The sequence below is a fragment of the Cellulomonas sp. NEAU-ZC6 genome, assembly GCF_056844425.1.
Genome location: NZ_JBXFYH010000003.1, coordinates 467,514 through 486,019, shown reverse-complemented (window position 1 = coordinate 486,019; position 18,506 = coordinate 467,514). Strand labels below are relative to the sequence as shown.

The 18,506-nt window shown below is 76.0% G+C and carries 15 protein-coding genes; 4 read left to right on the top strand and 11 right to left on the bottom strand.

Annotation, left to right across the window (positions count from 1 at the left end; genetic code table 11):
• Positions 1 to 9 precede the first annotated feature (9 nt).
• The 8 genes from murD to mraZ form a co-directional block, all read right to left on the bottom strand.
• Positions 10 to 1,479 (bottom strand): UDP-N-acetylmuramoyl-L-alanine--D-glutamate ligase, encoded by a 1,470-nt coding sequence (murD, locus tag AC1050_RS15755; RefSeq protein WP_482388345.1) that lies wholly within the window; start codon positions 1,477 to 1,479, stop codon positions 10 to 12.
• A 1-nt stretch (position 1,480) separates the two neighbouring features.
• Positions 1,481 to 2,557: a phospho-N-acetylmuramoyl-pentapeptide-transferase gene (mraY, locus tag AC1050_RS15750; protein WP_482388344.1), complete on the bottom strand. Its 1,077-nt coding sequence runs from the start codon at positions 2,555 to 2,557 to the stop codon at positions 1,481 to 1,483.
• Positions 2,554 to 4,050 carry a UDP-N-acetylmuramoyl-tripeptide--D-alanyl-D-alanine ligase gene (locus AC1050_RS15745; protein WP_482388343.1) on the bottom strand — a complete coding sequence of 499 codons (1,497 nt, stop codon included), beginning with the start codon at positions 4,048 to 4,050 and terminating at the stop codon, positions 2,554 to 2,556. Before AC1050_RS15745 ends, mraY begins: the two co-directional genes overlap by 4 nt.
• Positions 4,047 to 5,657: a UDP-N-acetylmuramoyl-L-alanyl-D-glutamate--2,6-diaminopimelate ligase gene (locus tag AC1050_RS15740; RefSeq protein ID WP_482388342.1), complete on the bottom strand. Its 1,611-nt coding sequence runs from the start codon at positions 5,655 to 5,657 to the stop codon at positions 4,047 to 4,049. The genes AC1050_RS15745 and AC1050_RS15740 overlap by 4 nt, the downstream gene beginning before the upstream one ends.
• Before the next feature lie 82 nt (positions 5,658 to 5,739).
• Entirely contained in the window at positions 5,740 to 7,617 is a 1,878-nt protein-coding gene (locus AC1050_RS15735) for a peptidoglycan D,D-transpeptidase FtsI family protein (protein WP_482388341.1), read from the bottom strand.
• Positions 7,614 to 8,054 carry a cell division protein FtsL gene (gene ftsL / locus AC1050_RS15730; RefSeq protein ID WP_482388340.1) on the bottom strand — a complete coding sequence of 147 codons (441 nt, stop codon included), beginning with the start codon at positions 8,052 to 8,054 and terminating at the stop codon, positions 7,614 to 7,616. Before ftsL ends, AC1050_RS15735 begins: the two co-directional genes overlap by 4 nt.
• Positions 8,051 to 9,121, bottom strand: coding sequence for a 16S rRNA (cytosine(1402)-N(4))-methyltransferase RsmH (rsmH, locus tag AC1050_RS15725; RefSeq protein ID WP_482388339.1), 1,071 nt, complete (start codon positions 9,119 to 9,121; stop codon positions 8,051 to 8,053). Before rsmH ends, ftsL begins: the two co-directional genes overlap by 4 nt.
• Before the next feature lie 276 nt (positions 9,122 to 9,397).
• On the bottom strand, positions 9,398 to 9,832 hold the full coding sequence (mraZ, locus tag AC1050_RS15720; RefSeq protein WP_482388410.1) for a division/cell wall cluster transcriptional repressor MraZ: 435 nt from the start codon (positions 9,830 to 9,832) through the stop codon (positions 9,398 to 9,400).
• 453 nt (positions 9,833 to 10,285) lie between these two features.
• On the opposite strand from mraZ, the gene AC1050_RS15715 reads away from it, so the two are divergent.
• The 3 genes from AC1050_RS15715 to AC1050_RS15705 are packed head-to-tail and all read left to right on the top strand — an operon-like array spanning position 10,286 to position 14,756.
• Positions 10,286 to 11,290 (top strand): AAA family ATPase, encoded by a 1,005-nt coding sequence (locus AC1050_RS15715; protein WP_482388338.1) that lies wholly within the window; start codon positions 10,286 to 10,288, stop codon positions 11,288 to 11,290.
• The gene (locus tag AC1050_RS15710) at positions 11,290 to 12,510 is read left to right on the top strand and encodes a DUF58 domain-containing protein (RefSeq protein WP_482388337.1); all 1,221 of its coding nucleotides are present in this window, start codon (positions 11,290 to 11,292) and stop codon (positions 12,508 to 12,510) included. The genes AC1050_RS15715 and AC1050_RS15710 overlap by 1 nt, the downstream gene beginning before the upstream one ends.
• Positions 12,507 to 14,756, top strand: a complete 2,250-nt coding sequence (locus AC1050_RS15705; protein ID WP_482388336.1) for a transglutaminase TgpA family protein — start codon at positions 12,507 to 12,509, stop codon at positions 14,754 to 14,756. The genes AC1050_RS15710 and AC1050_RS15705 overlap by 4 nt, the downstream gene beginning before the upstream one ends.
• A gap of 483 nt (positions 14,757 to 15,239) precedes the next feature.
• Here AC1050_RS15705 and AC1050_RS15700 read toward each other — a convergent pair whose 3' ends face one another.
• The 3 genes from AC1050_RS15700 to AC1050_RS15690 are packed head-to-tail and all read right to left on the bottom strand — an operon-like array spanning position 15,240 to position 17,453.
• Complete coding sequence (locus AC1050_RS15700; protein WP_482388335.1) at positions 15,240 to 15,629, bottom strand: DUF3040 domain-containing protein; 390 nt, start codon at positions 15,627 to 15,629, stop codon at positions 15,240 to 15,242.
• A gap of 37 nt (positions 15,630 to 15,666) precedes the next feature.
• The gene (locus AC1050_RS15695; RefSeq protein WP_482388334.1) at positions 15,667 to 17,019 is read right to left on the bottom strand and encodes a DNA polymerase IV; all 1,353 of its coding nucleotides are present in this window, start codon (positions 17,017 to 17,019) and stop codon (positions 15,667 to 15,669) included.
• The gene (locus AC1050_RS15690) at positions 17,016 to 17,453 is read right to left on the bottom strand and encodes an SAV_6107 family HEPN domain-containing protein (RefSeq protein ID WP_482388333.1); all 438 of its coding nucleotides are present in this window, start codon (positions 17,451 to 17,453) and stop codon (positions 17,016 to 17,018) included. Before AC1050_RS15690 ends, AC1050_RS15695 begins: the two co-directional genes overlap by 4 nt.
• A gap of 199 nt (positions 17,454 to 17,652) precedes the next feature.
• Between AC1050_RS15690 and AC1050_RS15685 the strand changes: the two genes are divergently transcribed.
• Positions 17,653 to 18,474 carry a spermidine synthase gene (locus AC1050_RS15685; RefSeq protein WP_482388332.1) on the top strand — a complete coding sequence of 274 codons (822 nt, stop codon included), beginning with the start codon at positions 17,653 to 17,655 and terminating at the stop codon, positions 18,472 to 18,474.
• The last annotated feature ends 32 nt before the right edge of the window (positions 18,475 to 18,506 follow it).

The window sequence follows — 18,506 nt, the reverse complement described above, 5'->3', positions numbered from 1 at the left end:
GCGCCGTCGTCACCCCCTCGGGTGCAGGGCGCGGACCTCGGCGGCGAACGCGTCACCCCGCGCGGCGTACGAGTCGAACTGGTCCATCGAGGCGCACGCCGGCGCCAGCAGGACCGTGGTGCGACCGGGGGCGGCCGTCGCGCGGGCGGCCGCCAGGCGGCGGGCCTCGGTCACGGCGCGGGTCATCACCGACCCAGTGTCACCGGGATCGACGCGGACGACGGGGACGTCCGGCGCGTGTCGGGCGAGCGCGTCCGCCAACGGAGCGGCGTCGACGCCGATCAGCACCACGGCGTGCAGCCGGTCCGCCCGGCTCGCGACGAGGCCGTCGAACGAGGCGCCCTTGGCCAGCCCGCCGGCGATCCACACGACGCTGCCCGCCTCGAACGCGGCCAGCGCGGCGGCCGCGGCGTGCGCGTTGGTGGCCTTGGAGTCGTCGACCCAGCGCACGCCGTCCACCTCGGCGACCGTGGCGATGCGGTGCGCACCGGGCCGGTACGCGCGCAGCCCGTCCCGCACCGCCTGGGGCGGCACGCCGTGCGCCAGGGCGAGCGCCCCGGCGGCGAGCGCGTCCTGCACCACGTGCGGCGCCAGCCCGTCCGGGCCGGCCAGGTGCTCGAGGTCGTCGAACGTGGCGAGCTCGGCGGCGTGCGTGTGCCGCAGCGCGGCGAACCCGCGGTCGACCAGCACGCGGTCCACCAGCCCGACCTGGCCGACCGACGGCGCCCCGAGCGTGATGCCGACGGCGACCGCGCCGTCGGCGACGTCCGCCTCGCGCACCAGGTGCTCGGTCGTCGGGTCGGCCGTGTTGTAGACGCACGCGACCTCGACCCCGGCGTACACCCGGCCCTTGTCCGCGGCGTAGGCGTCGAGCGAGCCGTGCCAGTCCAGGTGGTCGGCGGCGACGTTCAGCACGACGGCGGCCTGGGCGGCCATCGACTCCGTGTGGTGCAGCTGGAAGCTGGACAGCTCGACCGCCAGCACGTCGAGCGCCGGGTCGGTCGCGGCCAGCACGACCGGCGTGCCGACGTTGCCCACCGCGGCGGTGCGCCGGCCGGCTGCCCGCAGCACCGAGGCGAGCATCTCGACCGTGGTCGTCTTGCCGTTGGTGCCGGTGACCGCCAGCCACGGCGCGGGCCCGTCCCCGGAGTCCCGGTCCACCCGGAGCCGCCACGCGAGCTCGACCTCGGACCACACCGGCACGCCCGCGTCCCGCGCCGCGACGAGCAGCGGGTGCGACGGCGGCCAGCCCGGGGACGCCACGACGACGTCGGCGCGTGCGGGGGCGGCGAGCCCGTCGGCCTCCAGGAAGGCGTCGACGGTCCGGTCGGCGTCGTCGGCGCGGTCGTCCACGGTCGTGACCCGGGCACCGAGCCCGGTCAGCACGTCGCGCGCGGCCCGGCCGCTGACGCCGAGGCCCGCGACGACGACCCGCGCCGACGCGAGCCCGTCCCGCGTGAGGTCGTCGGTGCCCGTCACGTCAGCCTGTCACCCACTCCGCGTAGAAGATGCCGATGCCGAGCGCCACGAACAGCCCGGCGATCAGCCAGAACCGGATCACGATGGTGACCTCGCCCCACCCCGAGAGCTCGAAGTGGTGGTGCAGCGGCGCCATCTTGAACACCCGCTTCTTCGTCATCTTGAAGAAGCCGATCTGGATGACGTCCGACAGCACGATGATGACGAACAGGCCGCCGATGATCGCCGCCAGCACCTCGGTGCGGGTCACGATCGACATGCCGGCGAGCGCGCCGCCGAGGGCCAGCGAGCCGGTGTCGCCCATGAAGATCTTCGCCGGGCTGGCGTTCCACCACAGGAACCCGAAGCAGGCGCCGGTCACCGCCGCGGCGACCACCGCCATGTCCAGGGGGTCGCGGGTGGCGTAGCACCGGGCGCCGGCGGTGAGCGCGCACCGCTGGTTGAACTGCCAGACGCAGACGATCACGTAGGCGCCGAACACGATCAGCGAGGACCCGGTGGCCAGGCCGTCGAGCCCGTCGGTCAGGTTGACCGCGTTGGACCACGCCGTGATGAGGAAGTTGGCCCAGATCACGAACAGGATCGCGCCCACGGTCGCCCCGGCGAACGCCAGGTCCAGGTTGGTGTCCCGGATGAACGAGATCTTGGTCGACGCCGGGGTGCGCATGGTCGCGTCGGGGAACCGCAGCGCGAGCACCGCGAACGTGATGCCGACGAGGCCCTGCCCGACGATCTTCCACCGGGCCGACAGCCCGAGGCTGCGCTGCCGGGAGATCTTGATGAAGTCGTCGAGGAACCCGACGACGCCCAGCCCGGTCATCAGGAACAGCACGAGCAGCGCGGACGCGCTCGGCAGGTTACCGGTGACCAGCGCCGCGACCGCGAAGCCGATCAGCGTGGCCCCGATGATGACGACGCCGCCCATCGTCGGCGTGCCGCGCTTGGTGTAGTGCGCGGTCGGGCCGTCCTGGCGGATGAACTGGCCGTACTGCTTGGTGACCAGGAAGTTGATGAACAGCGGGGTGGCGAGCAGCGCCACCACCATCGCGACGCCACCGGCGACGAGGACGGAGATCACGGGCGCACCTCCGCCGGCGCGCCGTCGGTGAGGAGGTCGCCGAGGCGCCACAGGCCGGCGTCGTTCGAGGACTTCACCAGCACGACGTCGCCCGGGCGCAGCGCACCCTCGAGGAAGGCCGCAGCGGCGTCCACGTCGTCGACCATGACCACCTCGTCGCCCCAGGACCCCTCGCGCTGCGCGCCGGCGAAGATGCCGAGCGCGCCCTCCCCCACCACGACGGTGAGGCCGACGTTGAGCCGCACGACCTGCAGGCCGATCGCCTCGTGCTCGGTGCGGGAGTCGGCACCGAGCTCCATCATCTCGCCGAGCACCGCGACCGACCGGCGCTCGCGCCCGGCCAGGACGGCCAGGGCGCGCAGCGCGGCCCGCATCGAGTCCGGGTTGGCGTTGTACGAGTCGTCGACGACGGTGATGCCGTCCGCGCGCTCCACGACGTGCATCCGGTGCGGGCTGAGCGCGTCGGCGGCCGACAGGCCCGCGGCGACGTCCTCCAGCGGCAGGCCGACGGCCAGCGCGGCGGCCGCGGCGGCCAGCGCGTTGTGCACGTGGTGCTCGCCCACCAGCCGCAGCGTCACCTCGGCGCGGCGGCGCTCCCCCGGCGCGTCCCCCTCGACGGGCGGCACGGGGCCGGCGTCGAGGGTGAACGCGGCGCGGCCCGCGCGGTCCACCCGCAGGTCGACCGCGCGCACGTCGGCGCCGGTCGTCGTGCCGAACGTCGCGACGGGTCCGGGCGCCTGCGCCGCCATGGCGAGCACGCGGTCGTCGTCGGCGTTGAGCACGGCGACCCCGCCCGGGGCCAGGCCCGCGACCAGCTCGGCCTTGGCCCGGGCGACGGCCTCGATGCCGCCGAAGCCCTCGAGGTGCGCGTGCCCGACCACGAGGACGACGGCCACGTCGGGCGCCGCGATCCCGGTGAGGTAGGTGAGGTGCCCGATCCCGGACGCGCCCATCTCGAGCACGAGGTACCGGGTCTGCTCGTCCGCGCGGAGCACGGTGAGCGGCAGCCCGATCTCGTTGTTGAAGGACTTGACCGGCGCGACGGTGGGCCCGTCGGCCGCGCAGAGCTGCGCCAGCAGGTCCTTGGTGGTGGTCTTGCCGACCGAGCCGGTCACGCCGATGACGCGCAGGTCGGTGCCGCCGGGCTCGACGGCGGCCTCGCGCAGCTGGGCCAGGACCGCGCGGGCGAGGTCGCCCAGCGCCTTCTCGACGTCGTCGACCACGACCGCCGGCAGCTCGACCGGCCCGCCGGGGCGCTCCTGGGTGACCGGGCGCGCGGCGAGCACCAGGCTCGCGCCCGCGCGCACCGCCGCACCGGCGAAGTCGTGCCCGTCGACCTGCTCCCCGGGCAGCGCCACGAACAGCGAGCCGTGCTCGACCTGCCGCGAGTCGACCACCACCGGGCCGGTGACCACGGTCGCCGGGTCCAGGTCCTCCGGGCACAGCCGGCCCCCGGTCGCGGCCGCCACCTGCGCCGCCGTCATCGCGATCACGCGTGCTGCTCCTGCGCCCCGCGGGCCGTCCGGGCGGCGTCGGCCGCCCGCAGCACGTCGCGGTCGTTGTACCGGTGGAAGACCCCGGCGATCTCCTGGGTCGGCTCGTGGCCCTTGCCGGTGATGATGATGGTGTCCAGCTCCGTGGCGAGGTCGAGGGCGTCGTGGACGGCCTGCGTGCGGCTGGTCGCCTCGTGCACGTCGGCCAGGTCGGGGCGCTCGTCGCGCACCCCCTGCAGGATGGCGGCCCGGATGGCCGCGGGGTCCTCCGAGCGCGGGTTCTCGTCGGTGACGACGAGCACGTCGGCGAGGCGCGCGGCGATCGCGCCCATGATCGGGCGCTTGCCCTGGTCGCGGTCGCCGTCGGACCCGAACACGATGACCAGCCGGCCCGGCGTGATCGGGCGCACGGCCTCCAGGGCCAGGACCAGCGCGTCCGGGGTGTGCGCGTAGTCGACCAGGCACAGCGGCCGGCCGGGCACCTCGGGCGTCGCGTCCCGCCGCTCGAGGACGCGCTCCATCCGCCCCGGGATCTCGTGCGCCGTGCCGACGGCGTCGATCGCGACGTCCAGCGGCACGCCGGCGCGGAACGCGAGCACGACGGCGAGGGCGGCGTTGGACACGTTGACCAGGCCGGGCAGCGGGCTGGCGGCGCGGTGCTCGGTGCCGTCCGGGCCGCGCAGCGTGAAGGAGGACCCGACGCCGTCCAGGCCGACGTCGGCGGCGGTGACCGCCCAGTCGGCCGTCTCGCCCTCGGGCGCCCCGACGTGGGTGGCGACGGTCTCGACCGGGATCCCGGCCTCGGCGGCCATCCGGCGGCCCCACTCGTCGTCCACCACGACGACGCCGCGGCGGGCGTGGCCCGGGCGGAACAGCAGGGCCTTCGCGGCGAAGTAGCCCTCCATGTCGCCGTGGAAGTCCAGGTGGTCGCGCTGCAGGTTGGTGAACCCCGCCACGTCGAGCTCCAGGCCGTTCATCCGGCCGAGCGCCAGCGCGTGCGAGGACACCTCCATGACGGCGGCCGTCGCCCCGCGCTCGAGGCCGAGGGACAGCATCGACTGCACGACGGGGGCCTCGACGGTGGTGCGCGGGCTCTCGATCGCCTCGTCGCCGATCCGCAGCTCGACGGTGCCCATGACGACCGTGCGGTCGTGCACCCGGTTCAGCGCGGCGTCGACGAAGTACGACGTGGTGGTCTTGCCGTTGGTCCCCGTGACGCCGACGGTCGTGACCCGGCGGCCGGGGTGGTCGTGCAGCCACGCGGCGAGCGGGCCCGCGACGGCGCGCGGGTCGTCGGTCACGAGCACGGGGACGGTCACGGACCCGGCGTCGGCGAGCAGCCGCGCGCCGTCCGCGTCCGTGACGACCGCCACGGCGCCCGCGGCGACCGCCTGCGGGGCGTGGGCCGCCCCGTGCGTCCGGGCACCGGGCACGGCGACGAACACGTCCCCCGGGGCGGCGTCGCCGCTGGCGACCGTGATGCCGGTGGTGCCGAGGTCCGTCGGGACCGGCGAACCGGCGCTGACGAGGCCGAACGCGTCGGCGAGGTCGGCGACCCGGCGTCGGTGGGGGTGCTCCGGGCGCAGCCGGCCCTGCGGGGACGTCATAGGGAGAATCTACCGCGCAGCGCGACGCCCCCCGCGACCGGAGCGTCCGGGCGCGCGGTGCGCAGGGCGTGCCGCACCGCCGTCACCAGTGCGTCGGGAACAGCTGCGGCTGGGTCCCGCTGGGGGCCACGCCGAGCTCGGTCAGGGCGTACCCGGCCACGTCGGAGAACACGGGGCCGGCCACGGTGCCGCCCCACTCCGACGTCCGCGGGTTGTGCAGCACGACGCTGAGCGCGATCTCGGGGTCGTCCGCGGGCGCGACGCCGATGAACGACGCCGTGATGCCCTGGGTGCCGTCGGCGGCCCAGGCCTGCGCCGTACCCGTCTTGCCCGCCACCCGGTAGCCCGGGATCGCGGCCGTCGAGCCGGTGCCCTCGTCGACGGCGCTCTCCATCATCGTGAGCACGGTGTCGGCGGTCTCCTTGGAGACGACCTGGGTCGTCTCGGCGGGCGCGGCGGGGGTGTACGTGCCGTCCGGCTCCGTCCAGCCCTTCACCAGGTGCGGAGCCACCCGGACGCCGTCGTTGGCGATGATCGCGAACACGTCGGTCGCCTGGACGGCCGTCACCGACACCGCCTGGCCGAACAGCACCGCGTACTTGGACCGGCCGTCCCACCGCTCCGCCGGGTGCAGCAGGCCGGCGGACTCCCCCGGCATCTCCAGGCCCGTCTTCTTGCCGAAGCCGAACTTGGCCAGGTAGTCGTACCGGACCTGCTGCGGGATGTTCTGCCCGATCATCACGGTGCCCGTGTTCGACGACTGGGCGAGGATGCCGGTCGTGGTCAGCCGCTCGCCGGCGTGCTCGTGGGAGTCCTTGAACGTCTGGTTGTTCGACGTCGTGTACTGGTAGGGCACCTCGAACTGCTGGAGGGGGTCGGTCACGCCGGTCTCGATGGCCGCGGCCATCGTGATGACCTTGGCCGTGGACCCGGGCTCGAAGACGTCGGACACCGCCCGTGAGCCGCCCAGCAGGTCGGTGGTCGCACCCGGGTTGTTCGGGTCCACCCGGGTCGACTCCGCGATCGCGAGGATCTCGCCGGTCTTCGGCGCGATCGCGACGATCGAGCCGGAGTCCGAGCCGGTCGCCGCCACCTGCGCCGCGATGGCCTGCTCGGCCTTCCACTGCAGGTCCGCGTTGAGGGTCAGCTGCACGCTGCGGCCGTCGGTCGCGGACGTCGACTCCTGGAAGCCGCCCGGGATCTGCTGGCCGCCCCGGCCGCGCTCGTACGTCGTGCTGCCGGGGGTGCCGGAGAGCTCGGCGTCGAGCATCGCCTCGATGCCCTGGGCGCCCTCACCCTCGCCGTTGACCCAGCCGAGCACGTTGCCCGCGAGGTCCCCGTTCGGGTACGTCCGCTCCGCGACCTGCTCGCCGGTGATGCCGTTGATCCGCAGCTCGCGGACCGCCTGCCAGACCTCGGGCAGCACGCCCTTGGCGACGTACCGGTAGCCGGAGTCGCCGTCCAGCTTCGCGCCGAGCTCGGCCGCGTTCACCTCGAGCAGCGGGGCGAGCAGCTGCGCCGCCCCGGCGGCCCCGGAGTACACCGTGCCGTCCACCTTGCTGGAGAACGTGTCGATCTGCTTCTGGTTCACGACGATGTCGTACCGGTCGACCGAGGTCGCCAGGACCTCGCCCTGGGAGTCGGTGATCTGGCCGCGGGCCGCGACGAGCTGCGCCGTGCTCAGCCGGTCCTGGAGCGCCTCCGCCGCGATCGCGTCACCCTCGACGCCCTGGAGCCACAGCAGGCGCCCGGAGAACACGGTGAGCAGCAGCGCCACCACCACGACCAGCACGGCCCGGCGGCGGTTCAGCTGCGCGACGCCCGGACCACCGGGGCGCGGGCCCCGGGGACCGCGCGGGCCGCGCTGCGTGGGCACGCCGCCGGCGCGCACCTGGCCGGGCCGCGCGACAGCGCGCACCGGACGCGCCGGGGCAGCGGTGCGCCGCGTCGGCGTGCTCACTGGCCCGCTCCCGACCCGCCCTGGACCGTGCCGTCGGACAGCCGCAGCCACGCCGTGGACCCGGCGGGCTGCATGCCGAGGCCCGTCGCGGCCTCGGCCAGCCGGGCGGGTGCCTTGTTCGCGTCGATCTCGGCCGAGAGCGCCTGCTTGCTCCGCGCGAGCTCGGCGAGCTGCACGTCCAGGTTGCGGGTCGCGTACGAACCGGCGGCCAGCTGGGTGTTGAGCAGCAGCGCCGCGAGCAGCGCCGCCGCGAGGATCGCCATGCAGGTGACGACGAACGGCACGTGGGTGCGCTCCTGCGCCGGCGGGCGGACCAGCCGGAGCCGCGGGCGCGCCGGCGCGGTGGCCGGGCTCGCGGGGCCGGACGGGTTCGCAGGAGAGGACGGGCGGCGGACGCGCGGTGCCGACACCCGCGGTGCGGCCTGCTCGGCGCTCATGCGGTTCTCCTCGGTCCGTGGGTCGGGGTGCTGCGGGGGGTGCGGGCGGGGCGGGGGCCGCCGCGCCGCGGGCTGTCGTCGGCCCGGCCGGGCCGCCGGTGCTCGGGGGTCGGGCGGAGCCGCTCGGCGGCGCGCAGCCGCACGGACTGCGACCGCGGGTTGCGGGCGAGCTCGGCGGCGTCGGCCTCCTCGGCGCCCCGGATCAGCAGGCGCAGGTACGGCTCGTCCGCGTCCGGCACCACCGGGAGCCCGGGCGGTGCGCTGATCTCGGCGCCCGCGGCGAACGCGCGCTTCACCAGGCGGTCCTCCAGCGACTGGTACGCCTCGACGACGATGCGGCCGCCGACCACGAGCGACTCCACGGCCGCGGGCACGGCGCGCTCCAGCACCGCGAGCTCGTCGTTCACCTCGATCCGCAGGGCCTGGAACGTGCGCTTGGCCGGGTTGCCGCCGGTCTGCCGCGCCGCGGCGGGGATGCCCGCGCGCACCAGGTCGACCAGCTCCGACGACCGCTCGATCGGCGACTTCTGCCGGGCCTGCACGATGCGGCGGGCGATCCGGCCGGCGAACCGCTCCTCGCCGTACTCGCGGAGCACCCGGGTCAGGTCGGCCTCGTCGTAGGTGTTGAGCACCTCGGCGGCGGTCCGGCCCCTGGTCGGGTCCATCCGCATGTCCAGCGGGGCGTCCTGCGCGTAGGAGAAGCCGCGCTCGGCCTCGTCGAGCTGCAGCGAGGACACGCCCAGGTCCATCAGCACGCCCTGCACACCGGGCAGGCCCAGGCGCTCGAGCACCTCGGGGATCTCGTCGTAGACGGCGTGCACGGGGGTGAACCGGTCGCCGAACCGCTCCAGCCGCTGCGACGCGAGCCGCAGCGCCTCGGGGTCGCGGTCGACGCCGATCACCCGCACGTGCTCGAACGCCGCGAGGACGCCCTCGGTGTGCCCGCCCATGCCCAGCGTCGCGTCCACCATGACCGAGCCGGGCTCGGCGAGCGCCGGGCCGAGCAGGTCCAGGCAGCGCTGCAGGAGCACCGGGGTGTGCCGGGACGCGGCGTCGCGCTCGGACATGGTGGCCTCCTCTCGGCGTCGGCGGGTGGTACGGGTCGCTGGGTGCTGCGGGTGCTGCGTGCACGGTGCTGGTCGGGCGGCCCCTCCGCCGTCCGACCAGATCCCCCACCGGCCCTCTGACGCCGGGGAAGTGCGTCAGAGCTGCCGGGGGGAGGTCTCGCCGGGCGGTGGTGCTGGTGCGCGGACCTGCCGTGCTGCGGGTGCTGCGGGTGCTGCGGGTTGCTGTGCTGCGGGTGCTGCTGGGTCCTGTGCTGCTGCTTCGTGGTGCGGACGGGGTCAGAAGGCTCCGGGGAAGACCTCCTCGGCCGTCTCCGCGTACCCGGCCTCCTGCTCGGCCAGGTACGCCTCCCACGCCTGCAGGTCCCAGATCTCGACCCGGGTGCCGGCGCCGATCACGGCGACGTCCCGGTCGAGCCCCGCGTAGGCCCGGAGCATCGGCGGGATCGAGATCCGCCCCTGCTTGTCCGGCGTCTCGTCGGAGGCGCCGGACAGGAACACGCGGAGGTAGTCGCGGGCCTGCTTGCTGGTCACGGGGGCCTGGCGCAGCTTGTCGTGCATCCGCGCGAACTCGTCGAGCGGCAGCAGGAACAGGCAGCGGTCCTGGCCCCGGGTCATGACCAGGCCCTGGGCGAGCTGGGGGCGGAACTTCGCCGGGAGGATCAGGCGCCCCTTGTCGTCCAGCTTCGGGGTGTGCGTCCCGAGGAAGGGCACGGTGGCGCCGAGCCCGGCGAGAGCCTGCTCGAACCCCACGTCGTCCACCTCCCCCGGACCGCGCGTTCGGGCACCCTCCGGCACCCGATGGCTCCACGGTACTCCACTTCACTCCACCGTCAGAGATGGAATCGGCGGCGTCCGGGTGAAGTTGAGGCATCGCCGCAGGTCAGGTGCGGTGGAGCGCGGTGGAGGATTCACAGGCACCGGGGCGCCGACGCGCGGGCGTCGCCGGCCGCTCGCACCGGAGCCCGCCGACGGCGGACAGGGTGTTCGCGCAGGTCAGAGCGCATCGATCCGCCGTCGCCCCGCCCGGGCGCCGGCACCGGGGAGCGCGGTGGAGGGCGGCCCGGTGCGCGGGGTGGGGGGATGTGGAGGAGGCGGGGCTCCTTTCGCCCTCCGCCCGCGCGCGCCGCGCCTTAGGCTTCCCCCAGTCGACCGAGGGGGAACCCCATGCCGCGAGCGGTGCCTGGCACGTCCGAGATGGACGAGCTCATCAACGTGTCGGACCAGGTGCGAGCGGGCATCGACCGCGTGATCACCGGCCGGTCCGACCTGGTCCGCACCACCGTCGCGGTCCTGCTCGCCGAGGGGCACCTGCTGCTCGAGGACGTGCCCGGCGTGGGCAAGACGACGCTCGCCAAGGCGCTCGCCCGCACGATCGACTGCACGGTCGGCCGCGTGCAGTTCACGCCGGACCTCCTGCCCAGCGACCTGACCGGTGTGACGATCTACCGCGCGGCCACCCAGGAGTTCGAGTTCCGGCCGGGGCCGGTGTTCTCGCACATCGTCATCGGCGACGAGATCAACCGCGCGTCCCCCAAGACGCAGGCCGCCCTGCTCGAGTCCATGCAGGAGGCGCAGGTCACCGTCGACGGCACCACCTACCCCCTGCCGCGGCCGTTCCTCGTCGTCGCCACGCAGAACCCGGTCGAGATGGAGGGCACGTACCCGCTCCCCGAGGCCCAGCGCGACCGGTTCATGGCCCGGCTCACCGTCGGCTACCCGAGCCCCGAGGCCGAGCTCGCGATGCTCGACCTGCAGGAGACGTCCGACCCGCTCGCGCACCTGTCCCCCGTGACCGACGCCGCGCAGGTCGGCCGGCTGGTCGACGTGACCCGGCGCCTGTACGCGTCGCCCGCCGTCAAGCAGTACGTGGTCGACCTGGTCGCCGGCACCCGGGACGACCCGGCCCTGCGCCTCGGCGCGTCCCCGCGGGCCGCCATCCAGCTGCTGCGGGCCGCCAAGGGGCTCGCCGCCGTCGCCGGGCGCGACCACGTGCTGCCGGACGACGTGCAGCAGCTCGCCGAGCCGGTGCTCGCGCACCGTCTGATCCTCAGCGCGGAGTCGCGGCTCTCGGGCCGCTCGGGGCAGGACGTCGTGGCGGACCTCGTGGCGCGCACGGCCGTGCCCGCGCCGGCGCGGGTCGCGGTCCACGACCGGTCCGCGGCGGGCTGATGCGCCTGCGCCCGACCCGCCGCGGCGTGGGCCTGGTGGTCCTCGGCCTGGTCGTGGGCGGCACCGGCACGGCCTTCGGGTCCACCGACCTGCTGACCATCGGCACGCTGCCGGTGCTGCTGGTGGTGCTCGCGCTGCTCGGCGTCGGGCTGGTCGACCCGGGCCGCGGCCGCGGGCTGCGCACCCGGCGCTCCGTCCGCCCGGACCCGGTCCACGTGGGCCGCACGGCGGACGTGGTGGTCGAGGTCGGCCTGGCCCAGGGCGCGTCCCGGGCGCGGCTGACGGACCTGCGGCTGCGCGAGCAGGCGGCCGTGGAGCTGTCCGGCGGCCGCCCGCTGCGCGCGTCGGTGTCCCGGGAACCCCGGGTGGTGCGGCTCCGGTACGCCGTGCAGGCCACCCGCCGCGGCCGGTGGGCGCTCGGCCCGCTCGTCGTCACGCGCACCGACCCGTTCGGCGTCGCGCGGGTGCGCGCGACGCTCGGCGAGCGGGAGACCGTCACCGTCTGGCCGACGGTCGTCGACCTGCCGGTCCCGCGCGAGCTGCTGGTCGCGGAGCCGGAGCGGTCCGTCGTCGGCGCCCGGTCCCCCGCCCCGGACGACGCCGCCCTGCGCGACTACCGCGTCGGCGACGACCTGCGCCGGGTGCACTGGCCGAGCAGCGCCCGGCGCGGCGAGCTGGTCGTGCGGTCGGACGAGCGCGCCGGGATGCGTCCGGTGACCGTGCTGCTGGACCAGACCGCCCCCGGCGAGGACCTCGAGTGGAGCATCTCGCTGGCCGCGTCCGTCGCGCTCGCGCTTCACGGGGCGGGGCACCCGACGCACCTGCTCACCGGGACCGCCCTGGACGACCCGCGCGCGAGGCGCGCCGAGACCCCGTCCGCCCAGCGGCTGCTCGACTCCACCGTCGACCTGGCCGGCCACCTCGACGCCTCCGCGGCGGAGCGCGCGCTGCTCGCCGAGATCCGCGGCCTAGACGAGGCCGACGGCGGGTCCGGCCTGGTCGTCGCCGTCCTCGGGCCGCAGGGTCCCGCCGCGCGCGCTGCGCTCGCCGGGGTCAGCCAGACCCGGCCCGGGTGGGCCGTGGTCCGCGGCGGGGAGGACCACGAGCCCGCGACCGCCACCGCCCGCTCGCTCCGGCGCGCCGGGTGGCGCGTCGTCCAGGCCGACCCGGGCGCGGACGTCGCCGCCACCTGGTGGCGGCTGACGGGTGGTGCCGCGTGAGCGCCGACGCCGTCCTGCGCCGCGGCTGGCGCTCCCCCGTCGCGACGGCCCTGGTCGCGCTCGCCACCTGCACCGCGCTCGGGTCGCTGGCCGGCCTGCTCGCGAGCGGTGCGTGGGCGTGGCACGCGGTCGTCGCCGTCGCCGCCACCGCGCTGGTGGTCGGCGGGGTGCGCAGCCTCACCCCCTCCGCGTGGCTGCCGTCCGTCGCCGGTCTGGTCGTCGCCGCGTACGGCCTGCTCGCCTGGTACGCGACGCCGCCTGGCGGCAACCCCCTGCTGGTCGGACCCGGCACCGTCGAGCACGCCGGCCAGCTGGTCACCCAGGCCGCGCAGCTGATCGAGACGTCGGTCGTCCCGATGGTCGTCTGGCCGCCCGTCGAGCTCCTGCTGGTCGGCGCGGCGGTGCTGGTCTTCCTCGCCGCCGACCTGCTCGCCGTCGGCTGCGGCATGCCGGCGCTCACCGGCATCGCCTTCGTCGCCGTGTGGACGCCGGCGGTCGTGCTCGGCTTCGGCGGCAGCGGCTGGGCGGTCGCGGCCACCGGCTTCCTGTACCTGCTGCTGCTGGCCCTCGCGCAGCCACCCGCCGCCCGCGAGCAGGGCGGCCGCCGAGCCGGCGTGGTCGTGGTGGGTGCCGCCGGCCTGGTCGCCCTGACCCTGGCCGCCGGCCCGGTGGTCGCGGCCGTCCCCGCCTGGTCCTGGCTCGACCTGCCCGACGTCGGGACCGGCGCCGTCGGCCCGGTGCGGCTCGCCGACGACCTCGACCTGCGTGACAGCCTGCGCCAGCAGTCGTCCCAGGTCGTCCTCACGTACACCGTCGAGCGCGTCGACGGTGGTGACGGTGGCGACGAGGGCCCCGCGGCGACCGCCGGCCTGATCGGTCCCCTGCGCTCGTTCACCCTCCGGGACTTCGACGGGCGGTCCTGGGAGCGCGAGGCGGGCGCCGACGTCGACGACTGGGACCGCGAGGGCCTGCTCGCCTCCGACCCGGCCCTGGTGGGTGCCGCGCCCGACCCCGACCGCGGCATGCTCACCGACGTCGCCGTGCGCGTCGGCGCCCTGCGCGAGCAGCGGCTGCCGGTGAGCACGTTCCCCCGGACCGTCGACATCGAGGGACCGTGGGCCTACGACACCGCGCGCGACGAGGTCGTCGGCCGCCAGCGGACCGACGTCGGCACCGCGTACGACATGGTCGTCGAGGTGCCCGACCTGACCCCCGAGCTGCTCCGGTCCGCCCCCGCCGACGTGCCCGAGGAGGTGCAGGACTACCTCGGGGTGCCCGGAACCGAGCACGAGGAGGACCTGCGCGCCCTCGCCGCCCAGATCACCGCCGGCGCCACCACCGCGTACGACCAGGCGCTCGCGCTCCAGTCGTACTTCCGGGACGGGACGCAGTTCCGGTACGACACCTCGGTCGACACCGGCGAGAGCGACGACGCGGTGTGGGACTTCCTGCAGAGCCGCCGCGGGTACTGCGTGCAGTTCGCGACGTCCATGACGGTCCTCGCCCGCACGCTCGGGATCCCCGCCCGGCTCGGCGTCGGCTTCCTGCCGGGCGAGCTCGGCACCGACCGCAGCTACCGGGTGACCGGCGCCGACGCGCACGCGTGGCCCGAGCTGTACTTCCCCGGCACCGGGTGGGTCCGGTTCGAGCCGACTCCCGCCGTGCAGACCGGGCCTCCGCCGTCGTGGAGCAACCCGTTCAGCGCCGCGGCCCCCACGGCGACGCCGAGCCAGGCCGCCCCGCAGGCGACGGCCGCCCCGACCGCGGGCGCGTCGACGGCCCCGGGCTCCACGGGCGGCGGCCTGCCCGGGGACACCTCGGACTCCGGCTCCCGCGGCCCGCTGGTCGCCGTGGTGGTCGTCCTCGCGCTCGCCGCGGCCACCGCCGCCGCGCTCACGTGGTACCGCCGGCGCCCCGCGCCCGAGCTCGCGCCCGAGGTCGCGTGGCGGCGGCTGCGCGACCGGCTCCGGCGGGCGGGCATCGTCTGGTCCGACGCGCACACCCCGCGCCAGGCCGTCGCCGCGGTGCGCGCTCAGGTCGAGGCCCGGCGCGGCCGGCCCCTCGGACCCGAGGGCGACCGCGCGCTCGTCGCGCTGGCCGACGCCCTCGAGCGCGAGCGGTACGCCCCGGCCCCGGGGTCCGTCGAGCCGGCGCAGCTGCAGGCGTGGGTCGGCGCGGTCCTCACGGACGTGAGCACCCGCACCCGCGACACCCCCGGCGACGCCGCCCGCCCCGCCGAGGCCTGACCGCGCCGACGCGGCGCGGGGCCGCCCCGGCGCGGCGCCGGCCGGGTCGAGCCGGGCCGAGCCCGGTCGAGCCGGCTCGCCGACGTAGGGCGTTCCCGCCGAGATAGGGCGTCAGAAGGCTCTACCTCGGCGGGACGGCTCTACCTCGACGTCCGGGCAGACGTGGGGGGTGCCGGGAGCGAGCGCTCCGGCGTGCCACCCGGAGCGCGGCGCGGTCGAACGGCCGGGGCCGCCGGGGTGGTCGACGCGCCGCACAGCGACGGGGCACCGCCGACGCGGGCGGGCGCTCGGCGCGGCAGCACCGCCGACGCGGGCGGGCGCTCGGCGCGGCAGCACCGTCGACGCGGGCGGACGCTCGGGGCGGCAGCACGCCGACGCGGGCGGGCGCTCGCCGGCACACGTGTGCGTGCGGCGTCGTGCGCGACGTTCCGGCGCGCGATCTCGGCCGGCTCGGCGCCGTCCGAGGTCGGTGCAGGGCGAGGGTCAGCGACCCTGGTCGCGCCTCCGGTCCCAGCGGTCCTCCATGCGGTGCATGAAGCCCTTCTTCCGGGCAGCCGGTGCCGCAGGTCGGCTCGTGGTGCCGTCGGGACGGACGACACCGACCGGTCCGCTGCCGCGGCGTGGTCGCGTGAACGCGATCGCGACGGAGGCGAACATGACGACGAAGCCCAGGACCCCGAGCCACACCTCGGACGACGCGGCGCCGCCCACGAGAAGCAGCAGCCCTGCCACGGCACCGATGCCGCCCAGGACGTACCGCAGGACCGGCTTGCGACCACGCGATGTCAGCGTGTTCGCGAGCCGGGGATCATCAGACGTGAGCTGACGCTCCATCTGCTCCAGTACACGTTGCTCGTACTCGGAGAGAGGCATTCCAACCCCCGTGCTCCGCCGTTGGGACTACTTCACGTCAGGATAGATGGCGTTCGCCGATGTCGGTAGTCGGCTGCTCGCCCGTACGGGGTGATCCACCCGACACCCGGTTCCGGGAACTTCCCGGAGGCGGCTCCGCCGGCTCCGCGAGGACCGGCGCCGAGCGCCCGACGGCACGGGTGCCGGCACCGATGGCCGCCCGCCCGAACCGCTCCCGCACCAGGTCCATCGTGCGCTCGGCGGCGCGCCGGGCGTCCGCGCTCCCGGTCACGGCCTCCTCGAGCGTGAGCTGCCAGACGCCGTCCTCGGCGGCGGACAGGCCCTCGGCCCGCACCCCCACGAGCCGCACCGGCAGCCCGCCCAGGTCGACGCCGGCGAGCAGGTCCCGGGCGGTGAGGTAGATCTCGCGGCCGACGTCGGTCGGCTGCGGCAGGGTCCGGGACCGGGTGAGGGTGCGGAAGTCGGCGGTCCGGACCTTCACCGCGACGGTCCGCGCCACCTGCTGCTGCGCGCGCAACCGGCCTGCGCACCGGTCGGCGAGCTCGAGCGCCTTGCTCTCGACCACGCGCATGTCCCGGACGTCCACGGCGAAGGTCTCCTCCGCCCCGACGCTCTTCTCCTCACGACCGGGCAGCACCGGCCGGGGGTCCCGGCCCCACGCGAGGTCGTAGAGGTGCGCGCCGGTGGTGCGGCCGACCGCACGCTGCACCGTGCCGACGTCGCTGGCCGCCAGCTCCGCGACCGTGCGGATCCCCCAGCGCTCCAGGGCGGAGGCGGTCCGCTCCCCCACCCCCCAGAGCGCGCCGACCGGCAGCGCGTGCAGGAACGGGACGGTCGCCTGCTTGGGGACCAGCAGGACGCCGTCGGGCTTGGCGTGCCCGGACGCGAGCTTGGCGACGAACTTGGTCGCGCCGATGCCGACGGAGCAGGTGATGCCGAACTCGGCCTGCACCCGCTCCCGGATCAGCGCGGCGATCCGCGTCGGGCTGCCCAGCCGGCGGCGCGCGCCGCTGACGTCGAGGAACGCCTCGTCGACGCTGACCTGCTCGACCAGGGAGGTGACGCCACGGAGGATCTCCATGACCCCGCGCGAGACCTCCTGGTAGGCGCCGTGGTCCGGCGGCACGACGACGGCCTGCGGGCAGAGCCGCCGTGCGACCGCCATCGGCATCGCGGAGTGCACCCCGAAGGCGCGTGCCTCGTAGGTCGCGGCCAGCACGACCGACCGCTCCGATCCGCCGACCACCACGGGACGGCCGCGCAGGTGCGGTCGACGGGCGAGCTCCACGGACGCGAAGAACGCGTCCATGTCGACGTGCAGGATGGAGCACCCGTCCTCGTCGGCGCCCCAGTCGCGCCGGGCGTCCGGCGACCGTGGGCCCCGGCTCATCCCGCGCGAGCCTCCGCGAGGGCGGCAGCGCCCTCGAGCTCCGCGCGGACGATGTCGAGGAAGTCCTCCGCGTGGCAGAGCACCTGCTCGGCGCGATCCGCCGACACGGCGTCGAACCGGCCGGCGTCGACCGCCGCGCGCAGGCTCGCACCGCCGGCGAAGTAGCTCGACCAGCGCCCGAGCTCGGGCGAGACGGCGTCGAGCAGCTCCCAGACGGTCCGCGGGCCGCGGCGGCCGGACAGCGGCTGGCGCTCGGCCAGCACGGCCGCGCCGGCCCGCAGCGCGGCGAGGTGCGCGTGGGTGAACTGCTCCCACGGCTCGGAGGAGAACTGCGCGGCGACCAGCTCGGCGTCGGCGCGCTGCAGCAGCTCCGCAGCGCGTCCCGACAGCCCGGGTGCGGCACTCCGCGGGGCACGAAGGGTCTTGACCGGCATCGCACACCTCCCTCTCTCGACTGGTCCCAGTATCGAACACCTGTTCGAACGCGTCAACCCGTACGGTGGTCCGATGGCCTCGCGCGACCGTTCCGGACGTCCCAGCAGGGCGGACAAGCGCGGGCGACCTGGCACAGCGTCGCACCGGCCACCGACACGCGGCGGCGCCGGCGGCGGCGAGCGCTGGCCCGACGGCCCGGTGCCCATCGCCACCGGCACCGCGCAGGTGCAGCGGTCCCCCGACGACCCGGACGCCGTGACGCTGCTGGTCAACGGCGTGCCGAGCTCGCACCTGGACCTGGCCGACCCCGAGCGCCTCGACTTCGAGTACATGCAGCAGATGGCCGCGGTGCTGGACCACCTGCCGCGCAGCGAGGGCCCGTTCCGCGCGGTGCACCTCGGTGCCGCCGGCTGCGCGATGGCCCGCTGGGCGGACGCGCGGTTCCCGGGCGCGCGCCAGGTCGCCGTCGACCTGGACCCGGTGCTGGTGCAGCTGGTGCGCGAGTGGTTCGACCTGCCGCGCTCCCCCGCCCTGCGCCTGCGCGCCGGGGAGGCCCGGGCCGAGCTCGGGACGCTCCCGGACGCGAGCGCCGACGCGGTGCTCCGCGACGTGTTCGCGGGCGACCGCACCCCGCCGCACGTGACGACCGAGGAGTTCGCCCGGGACGTGGCGCGGGTACTGCGCCCGGGCGGCGTCTACCTGGCCAACTGCGCCGACCGGCCGCCGCTCGCGCTCGCCCGCGCGGAGGCCGCGACGCTGGCCGCGGTGTTCGCGCACGTCGCGGTGGTCGCGGAGCCGTCGCTGCTGCGCGGCCGGCGGTACGGGAACCTCGTGCTGGTCGGCACCGACGACCCGGACCTGCTGGACGACGCGGGGCTGGCCCGGGCCCTGCGCTCGCTCCCGGTCCCGGCGCGGCTGCTGCAGGGCGAGGAGCTGACCGCGTTCGCCGGGCGGGCCACGCCCCTGCGCGACGCGGCCCCGGAGCTCGAGCCGGAGCCGGGCGCGGCCGCACCGGCGTGACGACGCCGGCACGCCCCGGGACGCCGCCGGAC